This window comes from Rhizobium sp. ERR 942 (genome assembly GCF_007828395.1).
GTDB lineage: Bacteria > Pseudomonadota > Alphaproteobacteria > Rhizobiales > Rhizobiaceae > Rhizobium > Rhizobium dioscoreae.
This window is the reverse complement of the sequence record NZ_VIUA01000006.1, coordinates 419708-433461: the sequence shown is the minus strand read 5'-3', so window position 1 is coordinate 433461 and position 13754 is coordinate 419708. Positions and strand designations below refer to the sequence as shown.

The window sequence follows — 13754 nt, the reverse complement described above, 5'->3', positions numbered from 1 at the left end:
GCCTATCGCGCCAGGTTGAGATAGGCGGAGGCGACTAGGGCATCGATGTCAGTGGGAACGGGGATGACGCAGGCTTCCTTGCCGAGGCTGCCCCTGGCGACCCTCTCCAGGCATCGCGCCTGCAGGGCAAAGCCGAGATCCATGGATTCGACGGTATTCCCCAGCGGGCGCGGGCCGGCCAGATTGGCCATGTGGCCGCCGCCGAGAATGTGGAAGGCACGGCCATCTCGCATGCGGACGGTCTCGATCTGCTCAGCTTCGTACTGATCGACGCCGGCGACATCGGGACTATCGCGGAAGCCTTCGACATCGATCTCATGCGGGAAGTGGCCGCCGTTCATCAGGATCGCGCCATCCTTGATCAAGGGCAGATCGGCAACCGTGATAATGTCCGGATAGCCTGTCACAGTGATCAGGATATCGGCAGAGCGGATCGCCGATCCACGCAGCGGCGTCGTGAAGCCGTCGAGATGTGCTTCAAGCGTCGTGACCGGATCGATATCGACAACGCTGACGGTGGAGAATGCATTGCGGAAGCATGCGGCTGTGCCCTTGCCACAGGCACCGTAACCGAAGACGGTCACATGTTTGCCATTGGTGGAGCGGTTGGTGAAGCGCAGATAGCTCTCGAAGAGGCTTTGCCCGACAGCATGCCGGTTTTCGGCGAACTGCTTGATCGGGCTGTCGTTGATAATGAGGATCGGCATGTTGAGCTTGTCGCGCATCGGCAGCAGCCGGGTGCGGCCGGATGTGGTTTCCTCGGTGCCGCCAAGCAGATTGGCATAGGGCCTGTCGGCCGCGCGGGCGAAGAGATCGCCACCATTGTCTAGCAGCAGGTCCGGCTTTTCCGCCAGGATCGCGTCGAGGCTCGCACCATGCTCCTCCGCGTCGCGGGTCTGTGTCGCAAAGACCTTGATGCCCTGAGCGCGCAGATAGTCCACCGTTTCCGGCTGGGTGCTGTTGAGATTGCCGGTGCAGACGAGATCCGCGCCGCCGGCACGCAGCGTCATCAGCAGCGCAACGGTCTTCGGCTCAAGGTGAATGCCGGTGCCGATTGTGAGGCCGGCAAAGGGTTTTGTGTCACGAAATTCCGCTGTTGTGGCCGCCAGCAGACGGCAGCTGCGCGCCACCCAGTCGATACGCGAAAGAGAAGAAGGCTGATCCATGATGCGCTCCTGCCGGTTGGTTCGATGCCGCGATCTGGCATGATCCCGAAGGAGGTGTCGATGGACATTGCACTGCGTTGCATGGCAGAAAATCTGCCATATGAATGCGTCTCTCTTTGATGTTGTGCTAAGCTGGTTCGGCCCCCGCCTTGCTTAGCCAATCCGCCAATCGCACCAACGCCGGGTCCTTCACATCGCTGCTGCGAAGGCTGAGGCTATAGCCCGCCGGCCTACGGATGAAGCCGAATGGCGCGACCAAAGTACCGCGATCGAAATCCTCGCCAATGGCGGTGCGCGGGGCGATGGCGACCCCGAGGCCCGAGCGGGCGGCGCCGATCGCAAGCAGCAGGTCTTCGAATTCGCGATGGCCGGCAAAGCGGATGAGGGCATGGCCGCTTTCGGCAAACCAATCCTCCCACAGGCTCGGGGCGGAACGACTTGCAAGGGCAACGGCTCCGGCAAGTGCCGGAACACCGTTGGCAAGTCCGAGGCGATCGGCGACATCGGGCGTTGCGATGGGACCGAACTCATCCTCCATGAAGCGGATAGCGGTGATATCGCGCATCGGCCGGTATTCGCCGCCCATGATGACCGCTTCGAGGTCGGGGCGCTTGGCAAGCGGCTCGACTGTCGCCATCGGCACGATGTCGATATCGATATCCTGAAGTACCGTCTGAAGCGCGGCGACGCGCGGCATCAGCCACCAGACGGCAAAAGCCGAGGGAACGCCGAGCCGAATCGACCGCCGTTCGCCAACGGAAAGTTCGACGGAGGCCCGCGTGAGGATGCCAAAGGCGACACCAACGGAATCGGCGAATGCCCTGCCCTTCGCCGTCAACACCAGCCTGCCATTCTCCCGGTCGAACAGGGGTACGCCAAAATGTGCCTCCAGCAGGTTCAGCTGTTGCCTGATAGCCCCGCGCACGACGCCAAGCTCATCGGCCGCCTTCAGGATGCTGCCGCAGCGCGCAACCGCATCGAAGGCACGCAGCGCGTTCAAGGGCGGCAGGCGTCGAGGCGGGATGCGTTCGGACATAATAAGTTTTTCTTTCTTTCCAAAACGATAGCAGCCACATCCATGCGATTGCGCCATCTGCGGCACGAAAATGCTGTTGAATGTCGCTTTCAGCACAATCGCTGGCGAATATCAGAAGACAAATCTTTGCATTTTTCTCTACGCAACACTCAATAATTTTGTGGGGAAATACCATATAGCCTTATATGGAGCGCAAAATTTTTCCGCACCGTGATAATATAGATTCCAGCCTTCACTCCAACTCTCAAAGGTGAACCGACAATTGGCCTTTCTCAGCCGCATAGCAAATGATGTGCAACTCATGTTTCGGCGTCCGCCGCGACAGCAATATGCTGCGCTTTGTTATCGGGTGAAAAAGAAAACCGGTCATCTTGAGATGTTGTTGCTGACCAGCCGCGACACCGGTCGCTGGGTAATCCCCAAGGGATGGCCTATGCCCGGCAAGCTCTCCCATGAAGTTGCTGCTCGCGAAGCCTATGAAGAGGCAGGCGTGCGCGGCGTGGTGGAAACTGAGCCGCTCGGCTCGTTCGGCTACGACAAGGTGCTCAAGGACGGCATCCAGGTGCCATGCCGCGTGCAGGTCTACGCTCTCGAAGTCAACGAACTCGTCAAGAACTTCAAGGAAAAGGGCGAGCGCTCCATGGAGTGGGTCTCCTGCGAGGAAGCAGCCGAACGCGTTCGCGAACCGGAACTGCACGATCTCATTCTCGCCTTCGCGCGCCGGATGCCGGCCGCTCCGGTGGTTTCGCAGGCCGAGTAAGCCACATTACTCACAAAAAACTGTGCCAGTATGCTTGGTGGATATTGCGCGCCTTATCGGTCAGCGCAATACGAGAGTTTTGATCCAGAGAATTGCATGCCCGACCGACCGGCCACACCTGTAAAAAGGACGCTCGACAAGGACCTCGACAAATTCACCTATGTCGAGGACGCGACGCATCACGTCACGAGGCGTCTGGTGGCGCCGGGTATCGGCCTGATCTTCCTCGGTCTCGCCATGGTCTTCGCCGGCATCTACGTTTTCAACCAGCCGCGCGCGACGCTGATCTTTGCCGCCGTAGCCCTTGCCGGCTACATGGCCATGAACATCGGCGCGAAAGACGTCGCCAACAATGTCGGCGCAGCGGTCGGTGCGCGCGCGATCACCATGACGCAGGCCCTCGTCATGGCCGCCATCTTCGAGATCCTCGGCGCGACGATAGCCGGCGGCCCGGTCATCAACACGATCTCGACCCATATCGTCGATACCAATCGCATCGTCAGCATCGGCAAACTTGCCTGGCTGATGATGGCGGCCCTGCTTGCCGCAGCACTCTGGATCAATTTCGCCACCTGGCTGAAAGCGCCGGTTTCGACGACACATACGATCGTCGGCGCCGTCGTGGGTGCAGGCTTTGCCGCCGTCGGCCCGGAACTCGTGAACTGGAACACGCTGGCGGCCATCTCGGCCGGCTGGGTGATAACACCCTTTCTCGGCGGCACCATCGCGGCCAGCATCCTCTACTTCATCGAGACCTTCATCATCTATCGCGACGACAAGATTGCCGCCGCCAGATATTGGATTCCGATCCTGATCGGACTGATGGCCGGCGCCTTCTCGGGCTATCTCGTGGTCCAGCTCGAACCCAAAGGTACGATACCCAATATCCTCAATCTTGCGATCGGCCTCAGTGTCGGCATCATCGCGTGGCTCGGCGCATGGCCGCTTGTGGCGGCGCAATCGGCGGGATTGGAAAACAAGAACAGCTCGTTGCGCAAGCTTTTCCGCCTGCCGTTGATCTGCTCTGCAGCGCTGATGTCCTTCGCGCATGGCGCCAACGACGTCGCCAACGCCATCGGCCCGCTCGCTGCGATCGTTCGCGATGTCGGGCTTGGCGGCTCGCTCACCGTGCTGGCCGAGACAAGCACGCAGAAGGCGCCCTTCTGGGTCGTCATGATCGGCGGCTGCGGCATCTCCGTTGGCGTTCTGCTCTATGGGCCGCGGCTCATCCGTCTGCTTGGCGAACAGATCACCAAGCTCAATCCGATGCGTGCCTATTGCGTCGCCGTGTCTGCGGCCCTCACCGTCATCGTCGCCGCCTGGTTCGGTTTCCCCGTGAGCTCGACCCACATTACCGTTGGCGCGGTCTTCGGCGTTGGCTTCTTTCGCGAGTGGTCCACCGTCCGTTCCAAGCGGCGATTTGACTATATGCGTAAAAAGGCCGAGGCGGCGGGCATACCCTGGAGCGAGCCGGAAGCCACCGATGAGCGCAATCCCGATGAGGTTCATCGCCGCCGGCTCGTGCGCCGCTCGCATTTCATGACCATCATCGCCGCCTGGGCGATCACCGTGCCGGTCGCTGCCCTGCTTGCCGCCGCCGTATATTGGGTTATGGTCGCGCTCTTCATTTAGAGCGGTTCGGCTTCTCACCGGATCTTCGAGCCGCTCCATCTCAGTGTTCCAGTTAATTCCGGGGGTAATCCATGCGCGCCAATTTCCGCATGCAGCGGCTGTACGTGACGGCAGACATCAAGGCTGGTACCGCCATCGAGGTTGACCAGGATCAGTTCAACTATCTCGCCAACGTGCTGCGCATGGAGGATGGTGCTGAACTTCTTGTCTTCAACGGCCGCGACGGAGAGTGGAAAGTCCGTGTCTCCTTCCCCACCCGCAAGCGCATCCTGCTGACGCCGGTCGAGGAGACACGCCCGCAGCCGGCCCCCTCCGACCTGCACTACCTTTTCGCGCCGCTGAAAGTCGGGCGACTGGATTATCTCGTGCAGAAGGCGGTCGAAATGGGCGCCGGCCTCTTGCAGCCGGTGATGACACAGCATGTGCAAGGCAAGATCACCAACCTCGACAAGGTCAGGGCCAATGTCATCGAGGCAGCAGAGCAGTGCGGCATCCTCGGCATTCCCGACGTGGCCGAACCTGTGAAGCTTGCCGATCTGCTCGCCCGCTGGCCGCGCGAGCGCCGCATCATCTATTGCGACGAGGGCGATGCCGGCCAAAATCCGCTGCCGCTTTTGACGCGGGTAAAGGAGAAGCATCTGGCGCTGCTGGTCGGCCCCGAAGGCGGTTTTTCCGAGGAAGAGCGCTCCCTCTTGCGCAGCCTCGATTTCGTCACCGCCATTCCGCTTGGCCCGCGTATCCTGCGTGCCGATACGGCGGCTGTTGCGGCCATGGCGGTGATCCAGGCCGCGATCGGCGACTGGAACTGAGGCTTCACTCCAGTATGGCAGCGACGGTCGCAACGATCAGCAGGATCGCCAGCGAGATGTTGACGATCCGCGAGATCTTCGGATCTTGAAGGAAACGGGATAGGGAAGCACCAACGAGAAGCCAGACCATATGGATGGCGACGATCATGGCCATGAGCAGCGCGATCTTGGCGGCGGCGTCGAGCAGCCTCTGATCCTGGAACAGGCTGACACCGGCAAAGACGGCTGCGATCGCGAGATAGGCCTTGGGATTGGCGACGGCCAGCAGGAACCCACCGGAAAAGGCAGGCGCCGCGACCTGATCGTCGCGGCGAGACAGCGGCGGCGCGGTGGCGATCTTGAAGGCGAGATAAAGGATATAGAGCGCCGAGACCACAGTCAGCAGGAGGGCACCATGCGGCACCGACAGCAGGACGGCAACGACGCCAGCCGCTACCGCGAGCAGAACAGCCACGGTGCCCGCAATAAGGCCGGAGACGTAACCGAGCGACCGTCGGAAGCCGTAGGCCGCTCCCATCGCCGTCGCGCTGATGGTCGAGGGACCGGGACTTCCCATGATGACGAGCGAGGCCAGAAGCAGCGTCAGTATAGGATAGTAAAGGTCGTTCGGACCGTTCATCGATATGCTCCGCCTGATGTCAGTGGAAGCAAAGCTATCGGCGTGACTAGCGAGATGTCTTGAACGCTTGTGCAAATATGCCGGTGGCTGACACGGCTGTGATGCAGTTGCGAGACATAAAATCCTATTTTTTTGAACGACCCTTGAAAGAAATTCACTTGCACCGTACCTCAATCCGCGTCAATCACCCTCCTATTGACCTGCGGCTTGCGCGGGTTCTCCTCCGAGATCTAAGGTAATACCATGGCGCGCGATACTACCGACCAGACTCCGCTCTCCTCGGTCTCGGAAATGACGGCCTATCTGGCCGCAGGCTGCAAACCGCAGGAGAAATTTCGCATCGGCACCGAGCACGAGAAATTCGTGTTCTTCCGCGCCGACAACAGCCCTGTGCCCTATTTCGGCGAGGCCAGCATTTCCGCGCTCCTCATGGGGCTGCAGAAGAAGAGCGGCTGGGATCCCATCATGGACGGTGACAATATCATCGGGCTCGGTGAACCCTCGGGCATGGGCGCCATCTCGATCGAGCCGGGCGGGCAGTTCGAACTCTCCGGCGCGCCGCTCGAAACCATTCACCAGACCTGTAAAGAATCGAATGCCCATCTAGCGACGGTGCGCGAAATCGCCGAGCCGATGGGCATCCGCTTCCTCGGCATCGGCGGCAGCCCGAAATGGACGCTCGCCGAAACGCCGCGCATGCCGAAATCGCGCTACGAGATCATGACCCGCTACATGCCGAAGGTCGGCACCATGGGTCTCGACATGATGTACCGCACCTGCACCATCCAGGTGAACCTCGACTTTTCGTCGGAAGCCGACATGCGCCGCAAGATGCGCGTGTCGATGAAACTGCAGTCGCTGGCAACGGCGCTCTTCGCCTCCTCCCCTTTCACCGACGGCAAGCCAAACGGGCTTTCCTCCTGGCGCGGCGAAATCTGGAAGGATACCGACAATCGCCGCGGCGGCCTGCTCGATTTCACCTTCAAGGATGATTTCGGCTTCGAAGACTATGTGAAGTGGGCGCTCGACGTGCCCATGTATTTCGTCGTTCGCGACGGCCGGTATCACGACTGTACGCACGTCACCTTCCGCCAGTTCATGGACGGTGCGCTGAAGGGTGAGATCGCCGATTGGGAGCCGACGATGGGCGACTGGACGAACCATCTCTCGACGCTGTTCCCCGATGTCCGCCTCAAGCGCTTCCTTGAGATGCGCGGCGCGGACGGCGGCCCCTGGCGCCGCATCTGTGCGCTGCCGGCCTTCTGGGTCGGCCTGCTCTATGACGACGAGGCACTGACAGCCGCCGACGAGCTGACCAAGGACTGGAACTTCCAAGAGGTCAACGCGCTGCGGAACGTCGTACCGGCACAGGGCCTGAAGGCGGCGATCAAGGGCCATGGCCTCCTCGACATCGCTCGCGAAGTGGTCGGCATTTCCCGTCTCGGGCTGAAGAATCGCAATCGCTTGAATGGCGACGGGCAGGATGAAACCGTCTTCCTCGCACCGCTCGACGAAGTGCTCGCCAAGAAGGGCACGCTCGCCGACGATCTCTTGATGCTCTACAACGGCCGCTGGAACCAGTCGGTCGAGCCGATCTTCGAGGAATATCAGTACTGATAGGCGCTTATCTGCCGTCGCTGCCCGGCGACCCCACGGCAGAAACCGGTATGCGCCCTCCCTTTTCCGCTATACTATCGGAATCAAGCGCCGCCTGATTCCGAAGCGGCCTCCTAGAGCCGGATGATTTTAGGTCTGTTCGACCTAAAATCTGAATCCGCTCTAGAATCAAAGAAATAGAGCGTGATGTCATCCGAAAACCGCCTACACTTTTCGGCATCACGCTCTAGCGGGGAAAGGGACTTCGATGCTGCCACTCTTCGACATGATGATGCAGGCACAGAATGGCGCCGCCACGGACGCCATGGCCAAGCAGTTCAATCTGGCGCAGGAGCAGGCGACGAAGGCCATGGCCGCTCTGATGCCGGCCTTTTCCTCCGGCTTCAAGCGCAGCGCCACCGATCCCTATAATTTCGTCGGCGTGATGAGGGATATCTCGTCCGGCAATTATGCCAAATATTTCGAGGACATGACCAAGGCCTTTACGCCCGAGGGCATTGCCGACGGCAATGCCGTGCTCGGACGGCTGTTCGGCTCGAAGGACGTTTCTCGCGCGATCGCTGCCCAGGCCGCACAGATGACCGGCATCGGCCAGGAAATTTACAAGCGCATGCTGCCCGCCATGGCCGATACGCTGATGGGCGGTCTCTTCAAGGAAACCAGCGGCCAGATCCCGCAGATGGCCAATCCCTTCCTCAACACCGATATGGGTGAGATGATGCAGGGCTGGCTGCAGAGCATCGGGTTTGCGCCCAAGCAGCAGCCGACGCCGCAGGCGAGCATCTTCGACAATCCTTTCACCCAGGCAATGGAGCTGATGTTCGGCGCCGATTCGGTCAAGCGCGAGAAGCCGGCGCCGACCAATCCTTTCCTCGACAATCCCTTCGCCAAGGCGTTTCAGGACATGATGAAGAACTTCCCGATGCCGTCAGAGCCGCCGAAGGAAGAGCCGAAAGCCAAGCCCGCCGCCGGCGTCGACATGGCGGCCTATACCGAGATGTTCAACGCCATGTTCGACAGCGGCCTCGAAGTGCAGAAGACCTATCAGAAAAACATGGAAGCGATCTTCGACAGCTATTTGAAGAGCGAGGACAAGCCTGCTCCGAAACAGAAGTGATGCTTGGCTACTTGCTTTCGATTCCTGCTCACTGTTCGCAATTCCGCACAGCCCGTACACATTGCACCCAGTTATCATACACTGCGACTGAGCCTATTTCTGCTTTCATCTTGAAAAGGAGATAGCCATGTCCAGCATCGATCAATCCGGAAGCTTCACCCTCGGCAACCTCAAGGTCAAACGGCTCGGCTACGGCGCCATGCAGCTTGCAGGCCCCGGCGTGTTCGGCCCGCCGAAGGACCACGAGACGGCACTCGCGGTTCTGCGCGAAGCCATCGCCTCCGGCATTGACCATATCGATACCAGCGATTTCTACGGTCCGCATGTGACCAACCAGCTGATCCGGGAAGCGCTCCATCCCTATCGCGACGATCTCGTCATCGTCACAAAAATCGGCGCACGGCGCGGCGCAGATGCCTCCTGGCTCCCGGCCTTCTCCGCCGATGAGCTGAAGCAGGCGGTGCACGATAATCTAAGCAATCTGGGGCTGGATGTACTCGACGTCGTCAACCTCCGCGTCATGATCAACCCGCATCATCCGACAGAGGGCTCCATCGAGGCGCCGCTGACCGCCCTTGCGGAACTTAAGCAGCAGGGTCTGGTGCGCCATATCGGGCTGAGCAACGTCACACGCAGCCAGATTGCCGAGGGACGCAAGATCACCGAGATCGTCTGCGTCCAGAACCTCTACAATCTGGCTCAGCGCGCGGATGACGCGATGGTCGATGAGCTTGAGCGCGACGGGATCGCCTATGTGCCCTTCTTCCCGCTCGGCGGCTTCACGCCGCTGCAGTCCTCAGCGCTTTCCGATGTCGCTGCCCGGCTGAACGCGACGCCCATGCAGGTGGCTCTTGCCTGGCTGCTGCAGCGTGCCCCCAATATCCTGCTCATTCCCGGTACGTCGTCGCTTACGCATCTCAAGCAGAATATCGCGGCTGCGGAACTCAAGCTGCCGGAGGATGCGATTGCCGAACTCGATCGCATCGCCAGCACCAGTCACACCTGACGCCCCTTCACCGATCCGAGGGGAATCGAGCAGGCAACTCGAGCCGCCTCTCTATGCCGATATTGTCGAGAAACACCTCATCGTGGCTGACGACCAGAAGCGAGCCGTCATAGGCTCGCAGCCCGGCCTCGACCGCGGCGATTGAGTCGATATCGAGATGGTTGGTCGGTTCGTCGAGGATCAGCAGCAATGGCGGCACCGTGCCGCCGAGCACGCAGGCAAGCCCGGCGCGCAGAAGCTGGCCGCCGCTCAGACTGGAGGCGGTCTGCAACGCGGCATCAGCCCGGAACATGAAGCGCGCCAGGGCAGCCCGGCAGGCATTTTCATCCGCATCCGGGTTGATCCTGCGGAAATTGTCGCGGATCGAAATCGATGGATCGAGAAGGCTGACCCTTTGGTCCAGCAAAGCGGAATGGACGACCCGCACCGTGCCGCTCCAGGGTTTTAGCGCGCCGGAGACCAGCGCCAGCAGTGTCGTTTTGCCCGAGCCGTTCGGCCCGGTGACGGCAACGCGTTCCGGCCCCGTCATGATGAAATTGAAGTCGCGCAGGATTGGCCGCTCTGGCTCGTAGCCAGCAGTGACGCCTTCCATCTTGAGGACGATCCTGTTTGCTGGCAATCCTGATGTCGGCAGCTTCACGGTCAGGGGCTGCAGTATCTCGATCTTCTCGCGGGCAGCAGCGGCGTCCTGCAGAGCCTGGGCGCGGCGGCGTTCGGCGAGCCGCGTATTCTCCGCGCTTGTCATTTCAGCCCGCTCCTTCAAGCCGCCGAGCATGATGCGCGGAATACCGCCCTTGGCCGCCATCTTCCGGCCCGCCTTGTCTCGCCGTGCCTGCCGTTCGACGGCCGCCTGGGCGCTTCTTTCGACTTCGGCGACACGCTTCTCTGCCTCGGTAAAATCATGTTCGGCGGCGGAAAGCTCCAGCGCCTTGCGTTCGCGATACTGCGTCCAGTTGCCGCCATAACGGGAGGCGCCGAGCGATGTCAGTTCGACAATCGCATCCATGGTGTCGAGCAACTCGCGATCATGGCTGATGACGATGGCACCTGCCCTCCAGCCCGCAAGCAGATCGATGACAGCTGCGCGGCCGTCTCGATCGAGATTGTTTGTGGGTTCGTCGAGAATGAGAAAATCGGGATCGTCGACGATAAGGGCAGCAAGACCGCAACGGGTGCGCTGTCCCCCCGACAGGGTCACGAGAAGCGTTTCCGGGACGACGTCCAGCCCAACACGATCAAGAGCCGCGGCAATGCGTGACTCGAGCGTCCAGTCAGCCAAGGCGAGTTCATCATTGGTCGCCTCGCCGGCTTCCGCCCGCTTCAGGACAGCAAGGGCTTCGCTTGCACCGAAGAGATCGGCGACGGTTTCGTCCGCCTCCACCTGCACGCTCTGGCGCAGGATTCCCAATCGGCCGTTGAACGAGATGCTGCCGGATTGCGGCTGCAGCTCGCCGGAGATCAGCTTGATCAGCGTCGTCTTGCCGACGCCGTTGCGTCCGACAAGGCCGGTGCGCTCGGCGCCGAAGCTGAGATCGAGATGGGAAAGAAGCGGCCGGCCGTCAGGCGCGGACCACGAAAGATTGGATAGAACGATGGATATGGGCATGAGCAAGGATGTCCTCGATGGCAAGGCTGAACGGCATTGCGGTCGAGATGGAATCCATTGCTGCACACATCCTGTTGGTATCAACGATGCTCATAAATTAGGCGAGTGGCATCATCAGTTCAAGTCCTGCGAGTGAAGATGCAGGCATTTCACGCATTGACGTCAATGGCATCGAGGAAGTCGATGACCCGCTTCCAAGTGAGATCGGCGGCCTGGGCGTTATAATCCGGCAGGCTGGCATCGGTGTATAGGTGGCCGCCGCCCGGATACCGAAAGATTTCTGCCGCGACGCCGGACTTGGTGACGCCTTGCCGCCAGGTGGCAACGTCTTCCTCCGGTTCGAACGGATCGGGATCTGCCAGATGAAGCTGCAGGGGCAGACCCTTGCGGGCATTTTCGGCGATGGAGGCAATGCCATGCAGGAACAGGATGCCGGCGGTCTTTTCCCGCTTCGGCCAGAGGCTGGCGGCGACGGCGGCGCCCATCGAAAAGCCGGCCAGCACGGTCGAGGCCGGCAAACCGGCCAACGCCCATTCGGCGCGCTCGCAGATCGTTGCCCAGCCGATCTCGTCCTTGAATTCGGACCCTTCTTCGATCGACCGGGCGATCAGGCCGTCATAGAGATCCGGCGCGAAAGCCTTGTGGCCTGCCGCCTGCACACGCTCGACCGCCTCATGCTCGAGTGAGCGCAGACCATAGACGGAATGGAAGAAGATCACGGTTGCCATCGTTGCTTCCCTATTGTTCGGATCTGGTCGTTAGATAAGACGGTTGCCGCCGGAAGCAACTTGCCCGCGCATGATCTATGGCGGAAACACGGTCTTCAGAAAGAAAAAACCCGGTGTTGGCCCTTGGGCCGAACACCGGGAAAGAGGCAGGGCTTATTGGCTATCACCCTGCGGGGAAACTATTGTCCGCCATCAGCCTCTTAAGCTGCTGGAGGCAGAGAGGCGCGTGCAGCGACGCGCGGAATTGGTGAGATGGCCGGACGGATCCCCGAAGAAGGTCGAGGTGGTCAGCGCAGCGTTCAGATCCTGCCTGGTGAGGCCGATATCGTGCAGCTGACTGTCGTTCAGCTCATTCAGATATTCGATTTCCTTGCGATTTCGGATTGCGCGCCAGATCGATGCGACATTGCTCAAAGCAAGCATAACCCGTGCCGTCAGCGACAGCGATGGCGTTGCTAGGCCGAGGTCAAAGGTCCGATCTGTCGTGCGCATTTCCGTATTCCTTTTTTGGGCACACGCGAGCCCAGCCCCTTTTCGGCGATCCGGAAAAGGGGCGTAGGCCGGGAGGAGTTCGACAGGTGTTTCTGTTCGATTGGTATGCTGAATTACATTCAGAAGATGCCAAAGGCCTATTGATCAGTCCAACGAATGTTTCTAATGATAACTATCAAACTCCTTTATAGGTGAGCCCATGTCCGCGCCGCTTGATATCGATCAGTTGCAGACCTTCATCGCAATCGTGGATTCCGGAAGCTTCACCAAGGCGGCCGACCGGGTGTTCAAGACACAATCGGCCGTCTCCATGCAGATGCGCCGGCTGGAAGAGCGCGTCGGCAAGCAGCTTTTCATCAAGGATGGACGCGGCAACCGCCTGACGGCGGAAGGCGACAAGCTGCTGAACTATGCCCGCCGCATCATTCGCCTGAACAACGAGGCCATCGCCGCTTTCGATGACAACCGTCTCGAAGGCACGCTGCGCATCGGCACACCGGACGATTATGCCGATCGCTACATGCCCGAAATCATCGGCCGCTTCGCCAAGACGCATCCGAATGTCGAGCTCTACATCGTCTGCGAACCCTCGGTCGACCTTGCCGAGCGCATGCATCGGGGCGAACTCGATATCGCGCTCGTCACCCACAATCCGCGCGAACGCATGTCGGACGTCGTTCGAACGGAGCCGCTCTGCTGGGTCGGCTCTGCCAACCATCCGCTGCGCGACGATGCGCCCATTCCGCTCGCCGTCGGCCGTCGTGATTGTCAGTGGCGCCAGCTCGCCTGCTCGGCGCTTGATGCCGGCGGCCGCGACTATCAAATCCTGTTCACCAGCTGGTCCTGCACTGTCGTTGCCGCGGCCGTGCTGGCCGGCATGGCGGTTTCGGTCATGCCGGAATCGGCGCTCAGGACCGGCATGAAGGTACTGACCCAAGCCGATGGCTTCCCACCGCTGCCGCCGGTGCAGATCGGCATCATGAAGCGGGCCGGCCTTTCCGTGTCGCTGATGAATGCCATCACCGCGCATATCTCGGCCTGCCTCGACAACATCACGCCGGCTGCTGTGGATGACGATCTTGATGGCGAGGTGAAAACCTACACGCGATTCTATCCGCGCCTGCGCGCTGGGCACATTCTACCGGGCTGGTGAGATCGAAGCGCAC

The 13754-nt window shown here is 60.6% G+C and carries 14 protein-coding genes; 8 read left to right on the top strand and 6 right to left on the bottom strand.

The features are described 5' to 3' along the window. Positions 1–2: 2 nt before the first annotated feature. Both FBZ97_RS25390 and FBZ97_RS25385 read right to left on the bottom strand, forming a co-directional pair. Complete coding sequence (locus tag FBZ97_RS25390; RefSeq protein WP_145322582.1) at positions 3–1166, bottom strand: adenosylhomocysteinase; 1164 nt, start codon at positions 1164–1166, stop codon at positions 3–5. 127 nt (positions 1167–1293) lie between these two features. Next, positions 1294–2202, bottom strand: a complete 909-nt coding sequence (locus FBZ97_RS25385; protein WP_145322580.1) for a LysR substrate-binding domain-containing protein — start codon at positions 2200–2202, stop codon at positions 1294–1296. 262 nt (positions 2203–2464) lie between these two features. Here FBZ97_RS25385 and FBZ97_RS25380 point away from each other — a divergent pair, with 262 nt between their 5' ends. From FBZ97_RS25380 to FBZ97_RS25370, 3 genes are all read left to right on the top strand, one after another. Continuing rightward, a complete protein-coding gene (locus tag FBZ97_RS25380) occupies positions 2465–2962 on the top strand; it encodes an NUDIX hydrolase (RefSeq protein WP_173002498.1) in 498 nt (165 codons plus the stop codon). Positions 2963–3058: 96 nt separating this feature from the next. Next, positions 3059–4594, top strand: a complete 1536-nt coding sequence (locus FBZ97_RS25375; protein ID WP_113353819.1) for an inorganic phosphate transporter — start codon at positions 3059–3061, stop codon at positions 4592–4594. A 71-nt stretch (positions 4595–4665) separates the two neighbouring features. Then, positions 4666–5403 carry a 16S rRNA (uracil(1498)-N(3))-methyltransferase gene (locus FBZ97_RS25370; protein WP_113353818.1) on the top strand — a complete coding sequence of 246 codons (738 nt, stop codon included), beginning with the start codon at positions 4666–4668 and terminating at the stop codon, positions 5401–5403. A gap of 4 nt (positions 5404–5407) precedes the next feature. Here FBZ97_RS25370 and FBZ97_RS25365 read toward each other — a convergent pair whose 3' ends face one another. Next, complete coding sequence (locus tag FBZ97_RS25365) at positions 5408–6022, bottom strand: LysE family translocator (RefSeq protein WP_113330128.1); 615 nt, start codon at positions 6020–6022, stop codon at positions 5408–5410. Between the two features lie 243 nt (positions 6023–6265). Here FBZ97_RS25365 and FBZ97_RS25360 point away from each other — a divergent pair, with 243 nt between their 5' ends. From FBZ97_RS25360 to FBZ97_RS25350, 3 genes are all read left to right on the top strand, one after another. Continuing rightward, a complete protein-coding gene (locus FBZ97_RS25360; protein WP_145322578.1) occupies positions 6266–7639 on the top strand; it encodes a glutamate--cysteine ligase in 1374 nt (457 codons plus the stop codon). A gap of 247 nt (positions 7640–7886) precedes the next feature. After that, the gene (locus FBZ97_RS25355; protein ID WP_145322576.1) at positions 7887–8756 is read left to right on the top strand and encodes a DUF937 domain-containing protein; all 870 of its coding nucleotides are present in this window, start codon (positions 7887–7889) and stop codon (positions 8754–8756) included. A 127-nt stretch (positions 8757–8883) separates the two neighbouring features. Beyond that, positions 8884–9762, top strand: a complete 879-nt coding sequence (locus FBZ97_RS25350; RefSeq protein ID WP_145322575.1) for an aldo/keto reductase family oxidoreductase — start codon at positions 8884–8886, stop codon at positions 9760–9762. A gap of 7 nt (positions 9763–9769) precedes the next feature. Here the strand turns inward: FBZ97_RS25350 and FBZ97_RS25345 are convergent, their stop codons facing one another. Next, entirely contained in the window at positions 9770–11368 is a 1599-nt protein-coding gene (locus FBZ97_RS25345; RefSeq protein WP_145322573.1) for an ABC-F family ATP-binding cassette domain-containing protein, read from the bottom strand. Between FBZ97_RS25345 and FBZ97_RS34535 the strand changes: the two genes are divergently transcribed. Continuing rightward, entirely contained in the window at positions 11367–11504 is a 138-nt protein-coding gene (locus FBZ97_RS34535; protein WP_156090769.1) for a hypothetical protein, read from the top strand. The two genes, FBZ97_RS25345 and FBZ97_RS34535, sit on opposite strands and share 2 nt — an antisense overlap. Positions 11505–11517: 13 nt before the next feature. Here FBZ97_RS34535 and FBZ97_RS25340 read toward each other — a convergent pair whose 3' ends face one another. Both FBZ97_RS25340 and FBZ97_RS25335 read right to left on the bottom strand, forming a co-directional pair. After that, complete coding sequence (locus FBZ97_RS25340; protein WP_145322571.1) at positions 11518–12096, bottom strand: dienelactone hydrolase family protein; 579 nt, start codon at positions 12094–12096, stop codon at positions 11518–11520. A gap of 192 nt (positions 12097–12288) precedes the next feature. After that, entirely contained in the window at positions 12289–12588 is a 300-nt protein-coding gene (locus FBZ97_RS25335; protein ID WP_113353813.1) for a DUF1127 domain-containing protein, read from the bottom strand. A gap of 199 nt (positions 12589–12787) precedes the next feature. On the opposite strand from FBZ97_RS25335, the gene FBZ97_RS25330 reads away from it, so the two are divergent. Beyond that, positions 12788–13741, top strand: a complete 954-nt coding sequence (locus FBZ97_RS25330) for a LysR substrate-binding domain-containing protein (RefSeq protein WP_069612360.1) — start codon at positions 12788–12790, stop codon at positions 13739–13741. The last annotated feature ends 13 nt before the right edge of the window (positions 13742–13754 follow it).

Coding starts and splice junctions, on each gene's coding strand:
- FBZ97_RS25390 (WP_145322582.1), bottom strand. CDS start 1,166: ATGGATCAGCCTTCTTCTCTTTCGCGTATCGACTGGGTGGCGCGCAGC.
- FBZ97_RS25385 (WP_145322580.1), bottom strand. CDS start 2,202: ATGTCCGAACGCATCCCGCCTCGACGCCTGCCGCCCTTGAACGCGCTG.
- FBZ97_RS25375 (WP_113353819.1), top strand. CDS start 3,059: ATGCCCGACCGACCGGCCACACCTGTAAAAAGGACGCTCGACAAGGAC.
- FBZ97_RS25370 (WP_113353818.1), top strand. CDS start 4,666: ATGCGCGCCAATTTCCGCATGCAGCGGCTGTACGTGACGGCAGACATC.
- FBZ97_RS25365 (WP_113330128.1), bottom strand. CDS start 6,022: ATGAACGGTCCGAACGACCTTTACTATCCTATACTGACGCTGCTTCTG.
- FBZ97_RS25360 (WP_145322578.1), top strand. CDS start 6,266: ATGGCGCGCGATACTACCGACCAGACTCCGCTCTCCTCGGTCTCGGAA.
- FBZ97_RS25355 (WP_145322576.1), top strand. CDS start 7,887: ATGCTGCCACTCTTCGACATGATGATGCAGGCACAGAATGGCGCCGCC.
- FBZ97_RS25350 (WP_145322575.1), top strand. CDS start 8,884: ATGTCCAGCATCGATCAATCCGGAAGCTTCACCCTCGGCAACCTCAAG.
- FBZ97_RS34535 (WP_156090769.1), top strand. CDS start 11,367: ATGAGCAAGGATGTCCTCGATGGCAAGGCTGAACGGCATTGCGGTCGA.
- FBZ97_RS25345 (WP_145322573.1), bottom strand. CDS start 11,368: ATGCCCATATCCATCGTTCTATCCAATCTTTCGTGGTCCGCGCCTGAC.
- FBZ97_RS25340 (WP_145322571.1), bottom strand. CDS start 12,096: ATGGCAACCGTGATCTTCTTCCATTCCGTCTATGGTCTGCGCTCACTC.
- FBZ97_RS25335 (WP_113353813.1), bottom strand. CDS start 12,588: ATGCGCACGACAGATCGGACCTTTGACCTCGGCCTAGCAACGCCATCG.
- FBZ97_RS25330 (WP_069612360.1), top strand. CDS start 12,788: ATGTCCGCGCCGCTTGATATCGATCAGTTGCAGACCTTCATCGCAATC.